The sequence below is a fragment of the Nostoc sp. genome, from assembly GCF_035638895.1.
Taxonomy (GTDB): domain Bacteria; phylum Cyanobacteriota; class Cyanobacteriia; order Cyanobacteriales; family Nostocaceae; genus Nostoc.
In genome coordinates, this window is sequence record NZ_DASQZC010000134.1 from 1 (window position 1) to 21758 (window position 21758).

Annotated in this window: 15 protein-coding genes; 9 read left to right on the forward strand and 6 right to left on the reverse strand. The window is 40.9% G+C overall.

What is annotated here, in order from left to right; genetic code table 11:
• The 3 genes from VE944_RS06515 to VE944_RS06525 all read left to right on the forward strand — a co-directional run.
• On the forward strand, positions 1 to 300 hold a 300-nt coding region (locus VE944_RS06515), incomplete at its 5' end, for an NADAR family protein (RefSeq protein WP_324974018.1).
• A 558-nt stretch (positions 301 to 858) separates the two neighbouring features.
• Positions 859 to 3588, forward strand: coding sequence for a GAF domain-containing sensor histidine kinase (locus VE944_RS06520; RefSeq protein WP_324974021.1), 2730 nt, complete (start codon positions 859 to 861; stop codon positions 3586 to 3588).
• A 489-nt stretch (positions 3589 to 4077) separates the two neighbouring features.
• A complete protein-coding gene (locus tag VE944_RS06525) occupies positions 4078 to 4848 on the forward strand; it encodes a hypothetical protein (RefSeq protein ID WP_324974024.1) in 771 nt (256 codons plus the stop codon).
• 17 nt (positions 4849 to 4865) lie between these two features.
• Here VE944_RS06525 and VE944_RS06530 read toward each other — a convergent pair whose 3' ends face one another.
• Positions 4866 to 5720: a phosphate/phosphite/phosphonate ABC transporter substrate-binding protein gene (locus tag VE944_RS06530; RefSeq protein WP_324974027.1), complete on the reverse strand. Its 855-nt coding sequence runs from the start codon at positions 5718 to 5720 to the stop codon at positions 4866 to 4868.
• A gap of 173 nt (positions 5721 to 5893) precedes the next feature.
• On the opposite strand from VE944_RS06530, the gene VE944_RS06535 reads away from it, so the two are divergent.
• Positions 5894 to 6808 carry a c-type heme family protein gene (locus VE944_RS06535; RefSeq protein WP_324974030.1) on the forward strand — a complete coding sequence of 305 codons (915 nt, stop codon included), beginning with the start codon at positions 5894 to 5896 and terminating at the stop codon, positions 6806 to 6808.
• A gap of 103 nt (positions 6809 to 6911) precedes the next feature.
• On the opposite strand, the gene VE944_RS06540 is transcribed toward VE944_RS06535, so the two are convergent.
• Positions 6912 to 8291 carry a serine/threonine-protein kinase gene (locus VE944_RS06540; RefSeq protein ID WP_324974032.1) on the reverse strand — a complete coding sequence of 460 codons (1380 nt, stop codon included), beginning with the start codon at positions 8289 to 8291 and terminating at the stop codon, positions 6912 to 6914.
• A gap of 376 nt (positions 8292 to 8667) precedes the next feature.
• The gene (locus VE944_RS06545) at positions 8668 to 9096 is read right to left on the reverse strand and encodes a calcium-binding protein (RefSeq protein ID WP_324974034.1); all 429 of its coding nucleotides are present in this window, start codon (positions 9094 to 9096) and stop codon (positions 8668 to 8670) included.
• A 1091-nt stretch (positions 9097 to 10187) separates the two neighbouring features.
• Between VE944_RS06545 and VE944_RS06550 the strand changes: the two genes are divergently transcribed.
• The 3 genes from VE944_RS06550 (at position 10188) to mltA (ending at position 13711) form a co-directional block, all read left to right on the forward strand.
• Positions 10188 to 11612, forward strand: coding sequence for an NB-ARC domain-containing protein (locus tag VE944_RS06550; protein WP_324974037.1), 1425 nt, complete (start codon positions 10188 to 10190; stop codon positions 11610 to 11612).
• A 560-nt stretch (positions 11613 to 12172) separates the two neighbouring features.
• Positions 12173 to 12427, forward strand: a complete 255-nt coding sequence (locus VE944_RS06555) for a hypothetical protein (protein WP_109010830.1) — start codon at positions 12173 to 12175, stop codon at positions 12425 to 12427.
• A 3-nt stretch (positions 12428 to 12430) separates the two neighbouring features.
• Positions 12431 to 13711 (forward strand): murein transglycosylase A, encoded by a 1281-nt coding sequence (gene mltA, locus VE944_RS06560; protein WP_324974123.1) that lies wholly within the window; start codon positions 12431 to 12433, stop codon positions 13709 to 13711.
• Positions 13712 to 13808: 97 nt separating this feature from the next.
• On the opposite strand, the gene VE944_RS06565 is transcribed toward mltA, so the two are convergent.
• Complete coding sequence (locus tag VE944_RS06565; protein WP_324974126.1) at positions 13809 to 14678, reverse strand: DUF5895 domain-containing protein; 870 nt, start codon at positions 14676 to 14678, stop codon at positions 13809 to 13811.
• A gap of 246 nt (positions 14679 to 14924) precedes the next feature.
• Positions 14925 to 15665 (reverse strand): haloacid dehalogenase type II, encoded by a 741-nt coding sequence (locus VE944_RS06570; RefSeq protein ID WP_324974042.1) that lies wholly within the window; start codon positions 15663 to 15665, stop codon positions 14925 to 14927.
• A 624-nt stretch (positions 15666 to 16289) separates the two neighbouring features.
• On the opposite strand from VE944_RS06570, the gene VE944_RS06575 reads away from it, so the two are divergent.
• Together VE944_RS06575 and VE944_RS06580 are read left to right on the forward strand one after the other, a co-directional pair.
• Positions 16290 to 17141: a hypothetical protein gene (locus tag VE944_RS06575; RefSeq protein ID WP_324974044.1), complete on the forward strand. Its 852-nt coding sequence runs from the start codon at positions 16290 to 16292 to the stop codon at positions 17139 to 17141.
• 101 nt (positions 17142 to 17242) lie between these two features.
• Positions 17243 to 17467 carry a hypothetical protein gene (locus tag VE944_RS06580; RefSeq protein WP_324974047.1) on the forward strand — a complete coding sequence of 75 codons (225 nt, stop codon included), beginning with the start codon at positions 17243 to 17245 and terminating at the stop codon, positions 17465 to 17467.
• Positions 17468 to 17818: 351 nt separating this feature from the next.
• On the opposite strand, the gene VE944_RS06585 is transcribed toward VE944_RS06580, so the two are convergent.
• Positions 17819 to 21337: a WD40 domain-containing protein gene (locus VE944_RS06585; protein WP_324974050.1), complete on the reverse strand. Its 3519-nt coding sequence runs from the start codon at positions 21335 to 21337 to the stop codon at positions 17819 to 17821.
• Positions 21338 to 21758 lie beyond the last annotated feature (421 nt).

The window sequence follows — 21758 nt, forward strand, 5'->3', positions numbered from 1 at the left end:
GCTACCCCAGAAGAAGCTGCCGCGTTGGGAAGATGTAGCTCTCGCCAACTCCGTCGAGACTGGGATTTGGTCAAAACTGAAATTATGCGAGAAGCTGTCCTCAAAAAGTTTATCACTCATATTGATATTAGAGAAGTTCTCTTGAACACAGGCGATGAGATTTTGATTGAAAACTCCCCAACCGATTCTTTTTGGGGCTGTGGTGCTAATAGAGCAGGTCAAAACCATCTCGGTAAAACTCTCATGAGTGTGCGTGAAGAAATCCGTAATTTGCTATCTTTAACGGTAACTTACGAATAATTTAATCAAAATAGTTACATTCAACATAAGATCAGTAATTCGACGGGGAATAGTAAAATTCCCCAGCCAAAAATATTTGAAACAGTTGCCAATAATTTAGTTATTTATTTGAAAAATTTTAATTAATGGAATTAATGGGCAAAAACAATAAAAAATATTTTTAATTTAACCCAGTTCTTGAGTCAACAAATTTAAGTAATATTACTGAAATATTTTAATAGCTAAGAGTATAAAATTAACTGATGCCAATGATTAAAATTTCTTAATTTCAAACTTGAAACAGAGGTTTTGAAAGTAGTTAATGAGACATCAAGTAATTTGATGTCTCCCTAAATTAACTTTAGAAGGGTTAGAGGGATTAAGCAAAATATCTAATACTTTTCAAATATCCTCTGCTCAATTTTCAAAGATATTTGCCACAGATGCACGCCCAGAGCAAATGCATTTGTCGCAGGAATTTTTGCAAATGGGATGAAAATCAAGGCATTGTTAAGTTGAAAACTCTAAACAGCGACAATTATAAAAAAAACTATACTTCAGTTATGGTGTATATAAGCAATGACATTTACCGATAAACCAAAAGGGTTGCAGCAAAGCTTAGATCAAAAAAGTTTACTGCACCAGATGATAAACCAGATCAGGCGATCGCTCGACCTCCAAGAGATATTAACGACTACCGTTAGCCAGGTACGTTTATTTTTGGGTGCAGATCGAGTAAAGGTGTATCGTTTTGATAGCGATGGTAGCGGTGAAGTTATTGCTGAATCTATCCATAAGCAGCGTCTGCCATCCTTATTGGGGCAGCGCTTCCCTGCTAATGATATTCCACAAGAAGCTAGAGAAATGTTTTTGTTAGTGGGGCAACGTTCGATTGTGGATGTGGCAAACGGGAAGATCGGGCTATCGCCTCTACAGTCAAAAGAAACTGGTAAACTTCTACGAACTAATATCCACTATCGGCAGGTAGACCCGTGCCATATTCAATACTTAAAGGCAATGGGTGTGCAGTCTTCGTTGATAGTACCAATTTTAGATTGCGATCCACAAGAACAATCGGCAAAGCCTAAATTGTGGGGATTGTTGGTATCTCATCACAGTGAACCGCGAAAAATTTCCAAGCGGGAACTAAAAGTATTGCAAAAAGTAGCTGACCAAGTAGCGATCGCGATCTCTCAAAGTAATCTCCTCACCGCAGCCCGCACCAAGCAAGAACGAGAAGCCACTATTAACCGAGTAACCACGCTATTACATAAACTGCCGACAGTCCAATTGCAGGGGGCGCTAGAAGAAGTTATTACTGCCTTCAATGGAACAGGTGGCAGGCTTTACATTGAACAGAGTCAGGAACTATACACCTGGGGCGATCAACCGACACTCCCCTACGAAGATAACAATATTATCGAACAGCATCCCTTATGGCAAAACTGGATGGCTGAGTGTAAAGAAGGTCATATTTGGGCAACATCTGACCTCTATAAAGAACCACATTTGCGAGTTTTGGCTTTAGCATTCCGTTCAACTCAAATTCGCGGACTTATAGTGATTCCCCTACATGACCGGGAAAAATTTATCGGTGTATTAAGCATTTTTCGCTCTGAATTTGAAACGGAAATCTTGTGGGCGGGACGATGTGAACAAAATCGGCGGCTACTGTTACCCCAGCTTTCCTTTGAGCTTTGGCGAGAGCAAAAAAAGGGGCAATCATCTGAGTGGAAACCAGAAGACATCTCATTAGCGCAAGCCCTGTACTATCATTTCTCAATGGCAATTCAGCAGCAACAGATGTTTAAACAAGTACAAACCCTGAATGCCAATCTAGAACTGCGAGTGCAAGAGCAAACTTATGAACTCGAAAAATCATTACTATTTACCAAGGTACTCAAGCAAGTCACAGAGCATATTCGCCGCACATTAGACTTGCAAACAACTCTGCAATCCATCGTTCGGGAAGTCCGTGCTTTGCTAAACTCAGACCGGATGGTGATTTTTGAACTGAAGAATAAATCGGTAATTGTCGAAGAGATTAATGGTAATTGGCAGTCAGTTTTGGGAATGAATGCACCACCTGATTGCTTTCCTGATGAGTATACCCATTTATATGGTCAGGGCAGAGTACGGGTAATTAACAACGTTTCGACAGCTTATTTAAATGATTGTCATCGAGAGTTTTTGCAGAGTCTGCAAGTGCAAGCAACCTTAATAGTTCCGATTAATATAGGTATGGAAGTATGGGGGTTACTAATAGCCCATGAGTGTGAGACTCCTAGAAATTGGGAGGATGCAGAAATTGATTTATTGCAACAGCTAGGAGATCAGGCTGCGATCGCTATTCAACAAGCACAACTCTACGAACAAACCTGTAATGCCGAAGCTGAAGCCAGAAATCAAGCTGCCCAGTTAGAGCATACCCTACATGAACTCCAAGAAACACAGACAAGATTGATTCACACCGAAAAAATGTCCGGTTTAGGACAGTTGGTTGCAGGTGTTGCCCACGAAATCAACAACCCTGTTAACTTTATCTACGGTAATCTCTGCCACGCCAGTGATTACACTGAACAACTGCTAGAAGTTTTACGCCTCTACCAGTTACACTATCCCCACCCTCATAGTGAAATCAAGGCAGCGCTCAAAGCGATCGATTTTGAATTTTTGGTAGAAGACCTCCCGAAAATGATTACCTCAATGCAAGTAGGAAGCGATCGCATCCGTTCAATAGTGCTGTCGTTACGCAGTTTTTCTCGCTTGGATGAGGCTGAAAACAAGCGCGTTGACCTACATGAAGGCATTGACAACACCTTGTTGATTTTGCAACATCGGCTCAAAGGTAATAGTGATTTCCCAAATATTGAAGTCATCAAAGATTATGGCAACATACCACGGGTGGAATGCTATGCCGGTCAAATGAATCAGGTATTCATGAATATTATCAGTAATGCTATAGATGCCCTAGAAATGGAGAATGGGAGTAAGAGGGACAAAGAGAATGCCCAATATCCAATGCCCACTATTCACATTTCCACTAGAATCTCAGCAGACAACTCTCGTCTATTAATTCGTATTAGCGACAATGGATCTGGGATGACTGAAGAGGTGAAAAAGCGGATTTTTGACCCGTTTTACACTACCAAACCTGTGGGTAAGGGTACAGGACTAGGATTGGCAATCAGCTATCAAATTATTGTCGAAAAACATGGTGGAATAATGGAGTGCATTTCAGAACCTGGCAAAGGTACAGAGTTCTGGATTGAAATTCCCGTAAAGCCTCCAGCCACAATAGATCGCTAAAGGTAGAGGAATCGTTAATAATTCAAAATTAAAGACATTTCAGACGAAGATTTAAACCCCAACTGAGACAAATGACTAAAGTAAAGTTTAGTTGCAAAAAAAAACCTCTTATCCAGAAGTGATAATCTAATAGTAGAAGCTAATAAAGCTTCCCTGGCAGATAATAACAGCTGCATTTGGAATGTAATAAGAGGTAAAGGACGCTGTTTAACTTAAATCTGTCTCGTCAAAACACAGCAACACCCAACGCGAAAACTGCTATTTCCTCAAATATGGAATATCAGGGGGCGCTGTAACTGGTTTTTATAACTTGTTTCCACAAGCGATGAAAGTTGGTACATCCCTGGTTATGATAAATAATGAGAGGAAATAGTTCAGCGAGTAGAGGTTTGGGTGTTGTTGTATTTAAAGAGAAGTCTGAGATAGAGACTCCTCTTGGTGTAAGATTATCCGAAGTTAAAGAGTGAAAAATAGTTTAAATAGCGCCTTATGTCAATTATTGCGCTCAGAGCGTGGTATCTACAGGATTACGAGCCGATTCCAGAACTGGAAAAACGTCCGCCAGACATTCGCTTAAGCAAAAAAAGCTTGCTGAGATCGGCATTGCGAGCAGACTTTTTAGAAGAAAGCGACGAAGTTAGGAAATCAACTTGGTTTGGACGCTATCTGGAAGGGGAAAATATTGAATTTTATATTGAAGGTAGTGGTGGCTATTGCGTCGCCAACATTGACTTAATTAGTCATGAAATTTATTTTACCAAACAGGCGCTGTTGGCTCAGTTAGAACCAACGATTTTTTTATCGTATCAAACAGAGTATGCCGCAGCCACAAATGTTCTAAGAGAAGAACTGCGAAAAAGTTTGGATAGTTTAAACAAGCGATCGCGCCTTCCCCTAACATTAGTAGAATCTTCTCGTCCCAGTGATGCGACTGTACGGATTAACCGCACGATCATGCGAAAAATCCGTAAGAGTTTATTATTTATCGCTGACACAACACCCATTGCTAGTATTGATGGTAAAGAAACTCCCCAAGTAATTCCTAGCCCTAATGTCTGTATTGAAATTGGCTATGCTATCCAAAGTAAGCGGTCTGAACAGATTTTACTAGCGCACATGCAACGTCCAGACTTTGAAGGGCAATTTCCCTTCGACTTACCGACACAGCAAATTTTGCAATTCCAAGACACCACAGAACTAAATGAAATCCTAACAGGAACGCTTCAAAACCAACTAGCACGATTCAAATTGTTTTATTGAGCAATCCGCGATCTAAATCAAAATAAGCGAACAGGTTTATTTTGCAGCTTGGAAGTAATAGAACTGACCCGATCAACCACAGAAATCATGTATTTGTAATCTGGTACTTGTCCATTGGGTACATACCCTACTTCTTGAGCTAAACCTGAAGGCGTATCGCTCATTACTTTACGGATGAACTCTTGACGGTTACGTTCGACATTAGGCCCAATCAAGACTACACCCAAGGGTACATAATGAGGGTCTTTAAATAGGATGCGGAATTGGGTTGACCCCAACTGTGAACCGTAGAGACTCAATTCAGACTCTGAGACAGCACAAGCGATCGCTCTTCCCTCAGCGACAAATTCCAACGCGGCTTTAGGCGTAGGTGCAAATAGAATCTGTGCTATTGTTGTACCAAAAAGATTGTAAAGTGGGAGATAGTATCCTGTAGCTGAACCTAACTGACCTAAAGCGATTGTTTGACCTTGTAGCTGTTTTAATTCGGATATTGGATTGTCTTTGCGAACAACAAAGATTGAACGCAAATTACTAATACCTATTAAAGGAAACAGAGGAACATATTGGTGACGTGCGATCGCGATCGCAGCTATTCCTGGTGGAGCAAATACCAATGACCAAGCACGAGCCTCAAGGCGCTCAACCGCTTTGTTTTCATTAAAAGCAGGCTCTAGCTGAATTAATGCATTTGTCTTCTCGCCCAAATAATTATTAAATTTGGCATATTGGTTAATTATTTGTTCGCCTCCACCATAGTTGATAACACCAATAGTTAATGTGCCCTCAAACTGTCGTGGTGATTGACAAGCGGCAAATGTCAAACCTAGCAGATTAAACAGAAATAAACGACGGGGAAATCGCAAAAACATCACTAATTATGCTTAACTTAAGGGAATAAATTGGTTTTTAAGACTCATTTAGATAAGTTTGATCACTGTCTAAAGACAAAAAGTTAATATTTATTTAAATATTGTTGAGATAATTTCTAACAGATATAAATAAATATTAGACAAACTCAGATATCGCCTTAGTTGGTTAGGTTATGTTAAAGAACATTACATTAAAGAACTTAAAAATAGGTGCTAAATTTAACTTACTTTTAATATTAGTTTTCATAGTCAGTATTTTGGGTAGTGGCGTTGCTTTATCCAGTGTACTTCAGGGAAGGGCGCAAAATGAAGTGGTTTCCCAAGCAGAGATTCTCATCCAAATGGTAAACGCAGTTAGAAACTATACACAAAATCATATAGTTCCCCTATTGGAACCGAGAGTAGAATTAAACTCAACCTTCACCCCTGAAGTAATACCGACTTTTTCCGCTAAAGAGGTTTTTGAAAATTTTCGTAAAAACCCGCAATATAGCAACTTTTTTCATAAAGATGCAACACTTAATCCAACTAATTTAGCAGATAAAGCCGATAACTTTGAAACTCAACTTGTAGAGCGTTTTCGCAACGAACCCAATACTCTAGAAATTACCGGCTTTCGCACCTTGTCAGAAAGTGAAGTATTTTATATTGCACAACCACTTAAGATTACACAGCAGCAATGTCTGCGGTGTCATTCTACACCAAATAAAGCTCCTAAGAGTCAGTTGGCTACTTATGGCTCCGAAAATGGTTTTGGCTGGCAGCTAAATGATATTGTTTCTGCCCAAATAGTCTCTGTTCCTTCTGAAGAGATTTTTACCAATGCCAAACGGACTTGGATATTGATAATGGGACTTTTAATTGCGATTTTTGCGATCGTAGTTTTATTAATTAACTTTTTAATCAAAAAATATGTGATTAAGCGCATCAGAAGAATAGAGAAAATAGCTCAGAAAGTTAGTATTGGTGATATTAATGCTGATTTTGAAGAAAGCTCTAAAGATGAAATCGGCGGATTAGCAGAAGCATTTAATCGCATGAAAGCTAGCTTAAAAATAGCTATGGAAATGCTGAATAACCAGAGCTAACAATTCGTAATGACGCTCCTACGTGGCTTTAAGCGAAGCCATACCGAAGGCTTTACGCTGCGCTAACGTAATTTACAGAGATAAAAACGCAATGGTTAAAAAATTAAGAAAGTAGACGTTGCTGAAATTGCAAAGCTTTTTGAGGTTCGGGAATTTGTGATGCTAAAACATTCACAAATTCTGCACGGGAGCTTTGCCCAGAAGACCTAACAGCTTTTTGGACTAAGAACATAGCTATTGGCCCAATTAAATCAGCCAATTCTCGCTCACACTGATGCACAAAGCTATCGTTGATTACTTGACGTTCTTGGTTTGGTAAATTATTTTGCTTAATTTCAGATTGAACACCAAGTTGCTGTAGGAAAGTACGTTTATCTAGTAAAAACATTGTTTTCTTCTTAAAATCAATTTGTTGATTCCCTCGAAGATGAACGCTTAATTGACTAATTAATTCTTCACAGTTAGGTGCTGATGCTGCAACTTGTCGTAGCAATCTTGAGGCAACAGGGCCGACAAATTCCAAAAGAATTGTTTCTAAGCGACTGTAATTTTCCGGTGACAGGATAGAAGTATGCGGATACCTAATTGAATTTTGTTGAGAAATCGAAGCTTCAGGCGGTTGCGTAAAAGATGACAGTTGAAGTGATTGCGCTTCTATTTTAGTATCGAGATACTTAAGCACCTGTAGAACTTCAGCCGCAGACTGATAGCGCTGTTTGAAGTGGTGTAGCACCATCTTAGATAGCACAGATGCCAACTCAGAACTAATGTTAGCTTGATGCTGCCAATAAATTTCTCCAGTATCTGGGTCTTCCTCAAAGTTTATCGGATTTAACCCCGTCAGCGATTGAATAGCAATAATGCCTAAGGAATAAATATCGCTGTTGGGGCGCGGCTTACCTTGACCCTGTTCTGTAGACATATATCCTGGGGTGCCAATGGCAATAGTAGCCTCGGTGCGCCCTGGAAGTGTAAGCAGTTGAGTTTGGACTTGTTTGACTGCGCCAAAGTCAATCAGGACTAATTGGCCGTCTTGTTGCCGCTTGATTATATTGTCCGGCTTAATATCTCGATGGATAACGTTGCGGCTGTGAAGAAATTCCAGAATAGCCAACATCTGTTGGAGAAGTTGAATTACTTTCTCTTCTGTCCAAGCTTGATTGGGAGACAGTTCTGCTTTTAGAGTATGCCCTTCAATGAATTCTTGCACCAAGAAAAATTCTTGGTTGTGTTCAAAATAGGCTAAAAGTCGAGGAATCTGGTCATGGTAACCCAATTCTTCTAGTGTTTCTGCCTCACTCGTAAATAGCCGTCTGGCAGTTTCGAGAAATTCAGGGTTACGAGTGACGGGTTTAAGGTGTTTGACAACACACTTCGGAAATCCTGGCCGGCGGGTGTCTTGGGCTATATAGGTTTGACCAAATCCACCTTTACCTAAAACCTGAAGGACTTGGTAACGTCCGTCTAATAATTGTCCTAACATTGTGCCACAAGTCTTAAGTCCCCAAATTCATCTTGGCACAACTATTAGCTTTGGCAAGGAAGAAAATAGGTTATGTTGCTGAAATTACAAGGTTTTTTTTGGTTGGTTGAGTTTGAGAAATTACACAACAAAACGGTAGGCATAAAAGCTTACCAGTAAGACTCTAAAATCTTTTTGGGATTTTAGAGTCTTGCATCCTTTCAGAGTGGGATGAAATACAACACGGCAACATCAGTTACTACAACAAGGGGAACCCCCGCAACGTACTTGCTTTAAGTGCCGTGTTGTACTAGTTTGTGTTACTAACAGCTTTGCGTCTGGGGATGCGATGGCAAACTTTTAAGCGCGAATGCAATCTTGGCGAACAAAGTGCTGACTAGGTAAAGGTGAAGTCTCTGGATAAACTGACATTGGTAGTGTCTTGAACGATAGCAATCAACTCACTGCCATAGTAAATTTCTGTGTCTAGAAGCGACGAACTGCCACTCCAATCTGAATACCCAAGAGAGTATTGACTAGAGTTACCAATAGTTGCAATGTAATCAGCATAGGGATTCCAGTCAGTAATGGTAGCGTAACCCAAACCTTGGTATGAAACACCCCAAGAACCGCCAAGAACGAAAGTATCAGAACCAGAACCACCAACCAGAGTGTCGTATTCTACGCCACTGGTTCCATAGCCGTCAAGGCGGTCGTTGCCGTCTCCACCATAGAGGGCGTCATCGCCACTATAACCATAAAGGTTGTCAGCCTCATAGCCACCGTACAATACATCGTTTCCAGAAGTGCCATAGATATAAGACATTTGACTTTCTCCTTATAATTTGTGTTTTTGATTTGTTATTTAGTAAAGTAGTGTTCAGTCAGCAGTTATTGCTTATGTATAACAGGCAATTTCCTCTGCCTCAAAACGTTGGATATCTTTCCAGTTCACTGAACAACAAGTCTTTCATCCTGCGAAAAAGTTCAAGTTTATCTAACTATGGCGTTCATTCGAGTTCACCCGTCTTAAAACTAGAACCCTTAGACGTAACGCGATCTCAATTGAGTGATATAACTTCAAGACAACTTGCTATCCTGTTGATTGAATTATTAGTTGATATCCAAAAAACGTTTATAGATTGAGTCTGTCCTTTTACCCCATTTAACTCAACCGAACTTGAGGAACTTAAGGACAAACTTAAAAACTTCTTAATCTCGATTTTCCTAAGCTAGACACAGGAATCATTTCAGCCACTGCCAAACTTAATTTCCTACTCCTTCTTCTTCCCTAAGTTCGGCAAAACTACCTTAATTTCAGCATCTACAATTACAAAACTTAATATTAGTTTTTAGGAAATATAAAGTTGTAGTTGGAGCGAACAGAAGACTAGCGATCGCTTTCCAGGAATCTCTGGATAGCGGTTGCAGATATAAGAACTTTTTTAACCGCGTCTGCCCAAAGTTAGAGCGCCTTCACAACAGTACTTCACCCTTGTTTCAACTAGCCTTAGCCTTGCAACTGCCATAAAATTGAGGAATTCGCGATCGCGGTTTTAATAACTAAGCGTAAAATTACTTAATGTCGATGCGAGGAGAAAGCAAGTAACATAAATTTAACTGGATAAATTTCCTTGATTTAGTCTTTTCTTTGAATTTTTGCCTGCTTTTGGTCTGAAATAGTGCGTTGCATCTGTGTTCCCTAGCATGATTTTTTAACAAAAGTTTTAAAGGAGTTCAGCTTTTACAATCAAGACTTGATTGAGATATAGATAACTTTGTAGGTGTCGCAGCTTAAGTTATTTACTGCTAGATTGTGCCAGTCATCTCCTGTTTGCTGCTGCATCTTACCAATGCACTACAGATGGTCATGCTTATCCATAAAAATACATTCATTTATAACTTGCGAGGTTCCCCATGAAATCACAACACAGGAGCCGTAGACGTGGTGTAATTTTAACGCCCCAAGGATTGCAGAAACTCCAAGATGCAAAATCTAAATCAGAACATTATGATAATTTTGATAAACATTATACTCGTGAAGTCTTAGGCTTTCGCATGGGGTTAGACCCAGATACAGTAGCAAAGGTATTTGCCTGTGAAATAGGGGTAGATCGGCAAACCCTAAAGTACTGTTTCCAAGCATTCAACTTACAACTAGAAACTCATGACTATCAGTTCATTAATCCGGATATCAACACGCAGGAAAACTACACAAAAATTCAAAATCAAATTGATTGGGGAGAAGCACCAGATGTATCCCTTTTTTGTGGACGCACGGAAGAACTGACAACCCTGAAGCACTGGATTTTAGCTGAGTCTCTTACAAATGAGCCAATACCCTGCCGTCTCATTACGCTATTGGGCATGGGCGGGATCGGCAAAACCTGGCTATCTGTGAAGCTTGCTCAACAACTTCAGGATCAATTTGAGTTCGTGATTTGGCGATCGCTGCTCCCTACTCCTCCAGTTAACGATCTCCTAGCAGACCTAATCGCTGTCCTATCTGATGGCAAAGAAACCGATCAGCCAGAACCATTCAATCACAAAATTTCACGACTGATTTATTATTTGCAACATCACCGTTGCTTATTGGTTTTAGACGGTGCTGACAAAGTTCTCCAAGAATGTGCCGCTCCAGAGATCACCCGTCGAGACTGTATCTGGCTCCAGGACACAGCCATCGGGGAATACTGCGAGTTGTTTAAAAGAGTGGGAGAAGCCACCCATCAAAGTTGCTTAATCTTGACTAGCCGTGTTAAATCCCATGAGATTACCTCGCTTGAAGGAAAGACACGACCTGTGCGAGTATTCTGTCTCCCAGGATTACAGGTTACAGACATACAAGAACTTTTCAAAACCAAAGGAATCTTTAGAGGAAAACCAGACAGTTGGAATCGATTAATCGCATCCTATGCAGGCAATCCCTATGCCCTAAACCGCGTCGCCACAACGATTCAACAGTTATTTAATGGCAGCATCACTGAATTTTTAAAGCAGAAAGTTACAGTTTTTGGTAAAATTTTCGACGGTTTAGACCAAGAATTTGAACAGCTGTCGGATACAGCTAAAGCAACAATTCAATGCATGGTACTCAATCGTCAACCCATTTCTTTTTCACAGCTACGAACAAAGATGCCATCGTCTGTTTCATCTCAAGAACTCCTGGAAACCTTGGAACTACTAGAAGCGCGATCGTGGATTGATGCCAAATCAGGTATGTTCTCTCTGCAAACGATGATGATTGAATATGTCAAATCTTTTATTCTTGACGAGAAGATCGCCAAATTTCAGCCGAGCGCATTTCTAGATCAAGAACATCAACATCAGGTAGCAAGCTAGAACTGCCAGGGGAACTTTTGCCTAAGACTATGTTTCTTTGAGTTCATTACTACAACACCCAACAACCGCAATAAGCTGTCGCGCATCTAAATTGTACTTTTCGGAGCCTGAAAAACTCGCTGTGAGGTTTTTAGCTTGAAAAATTAAATGCGTCTTAGCTTATCTACACAATTGGGCATTTAGCTGCCTTTGCTTCTTAAATATTCCCTAGTAAATGCTAGGGCATTCGTTGACAGTTGAAAATGAAATTCTTTTTATCAAAAGTAGTTATGCAATAAATTGTCGGCTCAACTTTGTACCGAGGTTTTCGGGTAAGAATGAATGATGCTTTTTGAAATCAGATGTAGGCGTAGCAAGTCTTAGGCATTGCTAGTTTAAAAATTGTGTTTCTTACCCCTTTTTGGCAAAATTTTAAGCACTATTACTTATTGACAAATTGTTTATGGTCTTAAAATCTCAAGGATGTCCTCCAAATCCCCTGCTCCCGTATGCTTACCCTTTTCATTCGGGGGTTACGTGGTTAACAATGGGTTGAATGTTTTTTAAATAATTCAACTCTTATGGCTAGAACTCCAAATGAATATGCCGTATACCTCCTACTGGAAAGCGGCCACCGAGAAGAAGTACGTTTTCCTACTATTCAAGAGTTTCAGAAGTGGTATAGCGGCGAACTTGTGCCAAAATCTGCTTCAAATGACTTTATTAGCGTGCCGATCAAAAATATTCAAGGGGAATATATGGTAGTAAGACCTTCCCGAGTTGTGGCAATCCGGGTAGAACCCGTTTTTAGTTCTAGTGTTGAAAGATTCAACTAAATGATGAGAAAAACCTTTGCTTTGCTTTCCTTAAGTCTGGGAATTGCCATTGTAAACCCTCTCTGGTCGGCTGTTGCTCAGGTTCCTAACTTCCTGCCGTTGCCAGTACCCATAACTCCTGTTCCACCTCAGCCAGTACCAATTACTCCTGAGATAACGCCACCGCTAAAACCAATCGCTATCGGAACCGATTGTAGGTTCCAGCAGACTTGCTTGGGTTGGGATGAGCAAATTTGGGGTCAAAGGGGTAAAATAGGCGTTGGCGCTTCGCCCACCGGAGGTGATCGCAACGCCCTGTTGGCTTCCATTGACAACAGTTTGCTTTACCTAACAAAAAAAGAGGCGATCGCAGCATATCAAAACTATCCGATGAGGGAAATTACCCTTGATCGTGTCCGCCGAAGTTTGCTACGCTTCCGCCAACTGGTTATCAGTTCTAAGTCAGCAGCGCAATTACAAGCTGCTGTCAACCGAGAGTTTGTCTTTTACCAGTCTGTAGGTAACGATGGCAAAGGTACTGTTAAGTTCACTGCTTACTACGAACCTGTTTACACCGCCAGCCGTGTCAGGACTGCAATATATAAGTATCCTCTTTATCAGCTACCACCTGATTTCAGCCAATGGCGTAAACCCCACCCAAAACGAATTGATTTGGAAGGGAAGGATGGTTTAAAAGGGAATAAGAGTAAATTGCGCGGTTTAGAACTGCTTTGGTTCCGCGATCGCTTAGACGCATACATGGTACATATCCAAGGTTCTGCCCAAATTAAGTTAACTAATGGCAAAGCAACGTCAGTTGGCTATGCAGGTGGAACTGATTACCCTTGGACTAGTATCGGCAAAGAACTAGCGAAAGATGGCAAACTTCCACTAGCAGGATTGACAATGCCACGTCTGACTGCTTTCTTTCGACAAAAGCCTCAGGAGTTGAGTAATTATCTGCCACGCTGGGAACGATTTATTTTCTTCCAAGAAACAAGCGGTAGACCAGCTACTGGTAGTATTCATGTGCCAGTAACAGCAGAACGTTCCATTGCTACAGATAAGTCTCTCATGCCACCGGGAGCGCTAGCGCTGATTTACAACTCATTTCCCTATCCTGCTGCTGGTGGCAAACTAGAGAGGCGTACTGTCAGCCGCTTTGTGCTTGATCAGGATACAGGAAGCGCCATAAAAGGCCCAGGCCGGGTAGATTATTTCATGGGGTCTGGTAAACTAGCAGGCGATCGCGCTGGTATTACAGGCGGTAATGGCTCACTATATTATTTGCTGCTCAAGGAATAGGGTAATTAAATTTTGGATTTTAGATTTTCAATTTTGGATTAAATTTCAATCTAAAATCCCAAATCTAAAATCTAAAATTTTTAGTCCCCACTCCCACCTAATACGGCGGATAAGCAAAATCATCTTCATCAGCATAAACGTAAGAGTTGGAAACTCCTGCCATTGCCAATTTAGGCGTTTCTGATTTTACAGGTTCCTTCCCAAAATCTTTGTATTCTTCAAAAGTCTTGCAAATCATTCTAGACTCAAGAGAATCGGAAGCAATTAAGTATTCTGTTAAAGTCCCTACCGTGGGATGTTTGTAGTCTACAGTTGAAGCTACCAGAACTGTATTTGGTTCAATACCTCTTTCTTCACATTCAATTATCGGACAAAAAATGCCGTGAGCGTGGAACAATGGGCCTTTTGGTGTTAAGGGTTGCTTGCGGTAAACAGCATAAGCCTTTTCTAGTTCAGCGACGAATCCACTAACTACTTTGCCTTGTTGATATTCGCAGTAGGTTTTGCTGAAACTTGCTCCGGCTGCACCATTAAGAGTTAGTTGTAGTGGTGATTCATTTAAAAACTTTTTATTCTCTCCGACTATAAAAATTAGATAGCGAGTAAAGGTTTTAAATTTAAGTTTGTCGGCTAAAAAAGCATCATAATTCTCTTTGAGCGTACCCAGTTTTAAACCACTTTCCCGGTCTTTGACAGACAATGGCCCCCGACGCACTATAACCACGCGTGGAGTAGTGGAAATAAAGACCGTTTCGACTCCAGAGGTAAATTCATGCTCCACTTGCTGCCAATTCTCATCTGGCACAAAGCCGACAGCATTAGCATTATCCAGCTTAATTGCCAAACCGTGGGATTGCATACCATCTGTGCCATATCGAGGATTAATCATCTGACACCAGGGAAGGACTTGAGAAGGCGGTGCATTAAATTTCTCGTCTTCAAAGTCGAAATTAGCAGATGCTTTCATCGTTTTAGGCATATCAAAGTGTTTTCTTGAACAAGCTGATCCTGAAGAGCCAGAATCAGAGGGTTGTTACGAGCTTTACTCGTCCCTTGCGCGTCACCCTCAAAAGAAGGCAAACGTGCCGTTAAACTAGCTTAGTAGTTTTTCCAGATTAAGACAGAATCAATCTATGTTGCAATCCCTGTTTCGTTTTGTAACAACAGTTCCTCATTGAAACAGTGCTAGGTACTCAGCACTTATTCCTGAGTATTATTTTGTTGAACTCAAAGCAGCGAGAGTCTTTAAATCTGGCACTTCTAAGTTAGGTTGACTTATTGCTGAACCTGTGGTAAAAAATCCTTTTTGGACTGCTCGACGGTTTACCCAGACTGTTGATAGTCCCAGAGATTTGGCTGTAACAATATCGTGATATACACTAGCAGCAACGTGTAATATCTGCTCTAGCGGCAAATCGATTCTTTCAATAGCCAGTCTGAAGTTGTTTAAGGAAGGTTTATAGCTTTTTGCCTGTTCTGCTGTGATTATCTGGTCAAATTGCACCTGCAAGTGCTTTGCTGAGAAAGCAAAGAGATCGTCATCTACATTTGAGATAATTACCAGCTTAAACTTTTGCTTGAGGGTTTTAAGTGCCTCAATTGTATCAGGGAAAGGCAGCCAATGCTGAATCGAATTAGCAAGTGAATTTAGTTCGTCAGCAGTTGGCGCAAAGCTAAATCGTTCACCAAATTTCTGGACTACTCTCTTCAAAACTTCCCGATATTTGGTATAATCTCCTTTTTCGAGTTCTGCTTCAAATTGAGCAAAAAGTTCCAGAATTTGATCGTCATCCAAATTAGTTTTATGTGCCAGCAGAAGTGGCTTTAGCACCCCTAAGATACCGTTTTCCCAATCGATTAGGGTTCCGTAACAATCGAAAGTTAAAGCTTTGTACTGATTGAAGTCAATCACCTTTTTATACTCCAGAGCTTGATTAATAGTGGTCAGTTTCACAAACCAAAAGACGAGCAAACCCATCTGCGTTGGCGCAGCCCGCCGCAGGCATCGCCATATTTGCCGCTCTTAAAGCCTCTGAACATTTCTTCTATATCAAAGCATTTAAGTAGCTAGACAATAAAAGACTAAAGTGTGTGAATACAAGTAAGTAGATTTGCACAACAAAACTAAACCTCACATCTTGCACCTGGAGTATGAATGTCAAAACCACAACTACGTGCAAGAGGAGTTAGGCGTTCAATTTCAAGTAAAAGAAGAGACACGACTATTTTGGAAAAGATAGACTCTAAAGCAGTTTGTGCCCCTAACTGGGGCATTAGTGGCGTTGAAGCAAGATGAGTGTAAAATAAGGCAAAGTAGCAAACTTGATACAAATTGTACGTAGAAGACGAACTTTTATCTACGTAAGCATACTATATATTAGAAAAATAATCATACAACTGTATATTTTTGCATTATCATCAATAATGTACATCTCAAAGCCTTATTTTAAGGTACATACTAGCTAATTCATGATGATTGCATTTACACCCTATAGCTTAGTCCAGCGTATCTCCATCTCTATCTTGTAGCAAAAGTAGTATTTAAGCTCCTGGAAGATATAGGAATGCATAATGAACCATGTGTGATAAATTTTTAATTGATACTGAATCAACACATATTTCGTCTGACGAAGTAGTTGTGGAGACTGCTAATCGGACTTGGTTACATCAACCTGAACATCCGGGGATGGGTTATTCCTTTACTCAAAAGATGATTGATGCAGACACCTTAGCTGAAACTCGAAAGCTTTTAAATAATGCAATAGTATGTGCTTGGTACGCAGTTAAGTCGGAGCGCAGACCACCAGCTCTAACACCTACACGTTGGGTATGGCGACTTGCAGGTTTTTACCATTTGTGCCATTCCACCCCTCGATTGATGGAGGAAGCGCAAGAGCGCTTTGCTTCAGCAAATCGTCAGAGTTTGGCGCAGTGGGCTGTACAGAAAGCCAGAGAAGAGTCAGGTCACGACCTACTCGCTTTACGGGATATTGAGTCGATGGGATATAGAGCTGAAGCTGTTGTGCAAGCACTTGTTCCTCCGGCTGCAAAGGCGTTGCTGCATTACTTCACCCAGAGCGTTCAGGGATCAGATCCAATTGATTGTGTGGGCTATTCTTATACAGCGGAACGTTTAGGGATATGTATAGGGATGGGTTACATCCAGAGTGTGGAAGCACTGCTACCACCAGGTATCACAGCTACCCGTTGCCTGCGCGCGCACAGTGCTGTTAGCACTGAGGTGGAACACGTAAAGGAGACGGTTGCAATGATTGCACGGTTGACTTCTGAGGAACGTGAGCGCATAGCAAAAGCTTGTTACCAAGCTGCACTGTTGCGCTTCAGCCCACCCAAAGAAGCCTACATATTAGATGAAGAGATTGAGAGTATCTTAAAACCACTGAAGCTTACAAATAATCACTATAAGTAAGGCTTGGTTATTAACTGCTGACGTACTCACTCAACAAACTAACGTAAATTGTTTGAAAAACTTTAACAGTGTGCAAGTGTGCAAAAAATTACAATAAGAAGATGATGAAAACAGCAACAGCAAAAACTACAGCTACCGAACAGCAATCTTCGAGTCTCTACAATTCTGCTATCAAGCAACAATCTTTAAATTCTGATGATTCTACTAATAGCCCTAGCGAAACTAGCTTAGAGATGCTGAATGACATGGAGTTAGAGTTGGAAAGAATCATGTTGGAGGAATTTGCAAAAGGATTGCCAAGCGACATTCCTATGGCCGATTGGTAGTTTTTACCTATCTCTAGGATTCAATGGATTGGGCTTGAGTTAATATTAGGTATCCCTGATTTTCTAGTCTCGGTTAAGTCAAAGTCTCAAAAATATCCAAAACTGTCTAGACATAGCTTACCGTAACAACTGGCAGTTAGGGATTAAAACTTATTAACTAGAGTAATCTTTTGTCTTTAAAATAACGTTGACTGTTGACTGATAACTGGGAAAGAAATATTTTTATGCGATCATTGTCTGATTCATCACATGAGGTTTTGTCTATTGACACGACGTTTAAAACAAGTGTTGCTCTAGAGTTGTGAAATCTTCACTAGCATTATACAACTGCTTGCGGAGGTTTTTTATTTCCTAAGTAATTGCCCCCAACCCTTTAAGAGTAGCAATGGTTGCGGCAGTTAAACCTGTAACCCTCCTGATATTCATTCCCTCATAAAATTTCTTAGCTTTCAAAGTTTTTAAGCACTTACTCGCGTTGATATCCCAAAGTCGAATCGTCTCATCAGCACCACTGCTAGCCAGAGTTCGATTATCTGGGCTAAAGGCGACCGACCAGACCCAAGCTGAATGTCCATGTAAAGTTTTTTTACATTGACCTGTATCAATATCCCATAACTTCACTGTGTAATCGGGACTGCTACTAGCTAGCATCTGACCATCCCAACTAAAGGCGACTGCTTTAACGATACCATTTGCACAAACCTCAAAAGTTTGGAGACAGGCACCCGTGCTAACACTCCATAACCGAACTGTTCCGTCATAGCTGGAACTTGCTAGCAGTTCACCATCCGGACTAAAAGCGATTGACCAAACCCAATTCGTATGTCCCTCTAGTGTTCGTTTGCACTCACCAGTACTGATATCCCACAACTTGACTGTCTGATCCCAAGCACCACTCGCCAGCGTCCTGCCTTGAGGACTGAAAGCCACTGACTGAACAGCAGCACGATGTCCCTGGAAAGTTTGTAAAGCTTGACCTGTATTGACATCCCATAACCTCATAGTTCGGTCGTCACTACCACTTGCTAGTGTTTCCCCATCTGGACTAAAGGCAATTGACCAGACTACAGCACGATGTCCTTGGAGAATTTGTAAGGCTTCACCCGTATTGACATCCCACAACCTCACTGTTTGATCATCACTGCCGCTTGCCAATGTTTGCTTAGTTGGACAAAAGGCAACCGATCTAACCACAGCACGATGTCCCTGGAGAGTTTGTAAGGCTTCACTTGTATTAACATCCCATAACCTCACTGTTTGATCGTCACTGCCACTCGCCAACATCTTACCATCCGGACTGTAAGCAACTGATAAGACCTGACTGGTATATCCACTGAAAGTTTTGAGACATTGACCAGTACTAACATCCCATAGCTTTACCATTTGGTCGTCACTACCACTAGCGAGAAGATCCCCTTGCAGAGCAAAGGCGATAGAAAAAACTAAACCGGAATGTCCCTGAAGGGTTTTAAGACATTGACCAGTGCTAACGTCCCATAGCTTGACTGTGTGATCAAGACTACCACTAGCGATGAGATTACCTTGAGGACTAATGGCAACTGACCAGACCGCAGCATGATGTCCTTGTAGAGTTTTGAGACATTCACCAGTGCTAACGTCCCACAACTTCACTGTTTTGTCATCACTGCTACTCGCTATTGTCTGACCGTCAGGACTGATAGCGATTGATCGTATCCCATCACGATGCCCCTGTAAAGTTTTAAGACACTCACCAGTGCTAACATCCCACAATCTAATTGTGTCGTCATCACTGCCGCTCACTAGCATTTGACCATCCGGGTGGAAAACGGCAGAGATTACCCAACTTGTGTGTCCTTGGAAAATTCCCAGACATTCAGCATTGCTAACACTCCATAGTTTTATTGTGCGGTCATTACTGCCACTTACTATTGTGTTACCATCTGGGCTAAAAGCAACTGTCCATACTTCGTGTTCGTGTCCCTGTAAAGTTTGAAGGCATTGACCTGTAGTAGCATCCCACAACTTCACAGTGTGGTCACTACTACTGCTAGCAAAGGTTCTGCCATTAGGACTAAAAGTAAGTGATGGAACCCAATTTTTATGACCTTGACAGGTAAGGACTTGCTTGCCATCTGCAACCTGATATAAGCGAATCTCGCCACCAGTATCGCCCATCGCTAAAAATTTGCCATCGGGACTAAAGGCTACGGACAAAATACCACCGAAGGCTTCAGCAAAGACAGACTTAGATAGATCAGCGTTTTGGAAATTTACATCGTGCAATTTCACATTCCGCAAGTCTGCTTGCCAAACCGTTAGTTCAGAAAAATCATGACCCCTTAAATCTATCTGTAGTTGACAAAGCAAATTAAGAATATTTCCACCTGTGTACCCTAGTTCTTGCGGCGATTCTTGCCGTAACTTTACTAAAATTTTAGCTAGTAGATTTTCAATGCCTTTTTTACTTCTCAATATAGTAAGCAGTTCATCAAGAACCGGTTTGAGGATGAGGCGAATTTGAGCTTCTCTTATATAGTCTTTCGCACTCGCCTTGATCAGAGCATGGCATCTAAAAAGTTCAATATTCTCAGTTGTAATCTCTTCACAGACTTGCTCTATAAATACCTGGGTTACATACTCTATGACTACAGGTTGTAGGGTGAAAGTTATTGCACTTTTCTCAACTAGCGATCGCCTTCCCAGAGATTCCACAGCCTCCATTAGTTTTGCTTGCGGTACTTGTGATATGATATCGTCTCGCAATTCTGGAAGCGCCATTGGCTCACGATTAATCGCTAGCCAATACATTATTTCCTTTTCTAAAGGCGACAAACGCTCAAATTGCTGCTCTAAAATATCGCGAATGTCTCCAAAAACAGCTGTGTCTTGTTGCAGAAATCCAGTCACATTACCATCAAAAATATCTTGAATGGTCGTGGCAACGATCTTCAACGCTAATGGATTGCCTACATAGCGTTCAATCATCACTTTCCATTCGTCCTCGGCCGCCGATAGCCCCTTGATTTTTAAGATTTCTTGCCCTTCTGCCACTTTTAAACCATTCAGTGATAGAGAGCGAACAGGTAATGCTTGTCCTTCTAGCAATGCCACTTCTCTAGGTTTTTCACGACTAGTCAGCACTAAGCAGCTTTGGTGAGTTGCTTCTCCTACCCGTCTTAAAAGCTCACCATATTCCTCATATCCTTCAGGGTAAAGTCCGGCTCGACTCCCACTGCGGAGAATTGATTCTGCATTATCAAGTATTACCAAACAGCGATGATTTTGTAAATAATAAAGTAGCCGCGATACCCTCTCACTAAAGCTTTCTGGTAAATTACCTTCTGTTTCTTGTTCGTCAGATAGAAATTGGATTAGGTTACTTAGAATAATTTTAACAGGTGGGGCTTCTCGTAGCGATCGCCAGATTACATACTCAAAGTTTTCCTGAATCTGTTGAGCAAATTTTACAGATAGGGACGTTTTGCCAATGCCTCCTATTCCCAATAGTGCGACTAATTGACAGTGTTCATTAAGAATCCATTGCTCTAGGGTATTAAGTTCTTCTGTACGTCCATAAAAAACTGAGTTAAAGATAGCTTCTCCCCAATCTAGACGAGTATTTGAGCTTGAATAGTCACTTTTATCTATTTTTAACTTAAAAGCTGAAAAAAGCCTCTCAATAGTCTGTTTGTCAACTCCTCCTTCCCGATTCAATACTTTCGAGATGGTAGCGGAATATAATCCAGAACGCGCACTCATTTCTTCAAGAGTATACCTGTTTCCAAAATTTTCCTTTGCTTCTGACTGATGCCTTGCTTCCTTAATTTTTTGTAACCCCTTCTTAGTAAGTGCAACGCCACGCTTGCGTCTCGAATTCTGTAAAGTCATGTATTAACTCACTGTTGGTGTAATCACCTTTGATTAAAAGGAATTATCTACTAGGTTGCTATAGATATGAGGTGATAGCTATAACAAACGAATCATTTTATGTTGCAGAGGATTTAAAACAGGTATATTACCAAAGTATTCACTGATAAAGGCACTTTTGGCAATCCACTTGTCTCGGTAATTCAAGACCGCTTCCTCAACAGACAATCTGGTTTGTGGGACATTGCTGACATCATTTCTTTAGCCGAAAGGTTCTTGCACTTGGTAATGGTAAATTCATTACGTGTGGTATTAGTGATTTAATACTTTGAGTTTTAAGTAATATACTTGGGGCGTAAAGCTTAAGTTCAATCTCAAAATCCTGATCTTCACTGGTAAAGACGTTTCTAAATTGGCAAGCTTGATAAAGAAAGTTTGTATA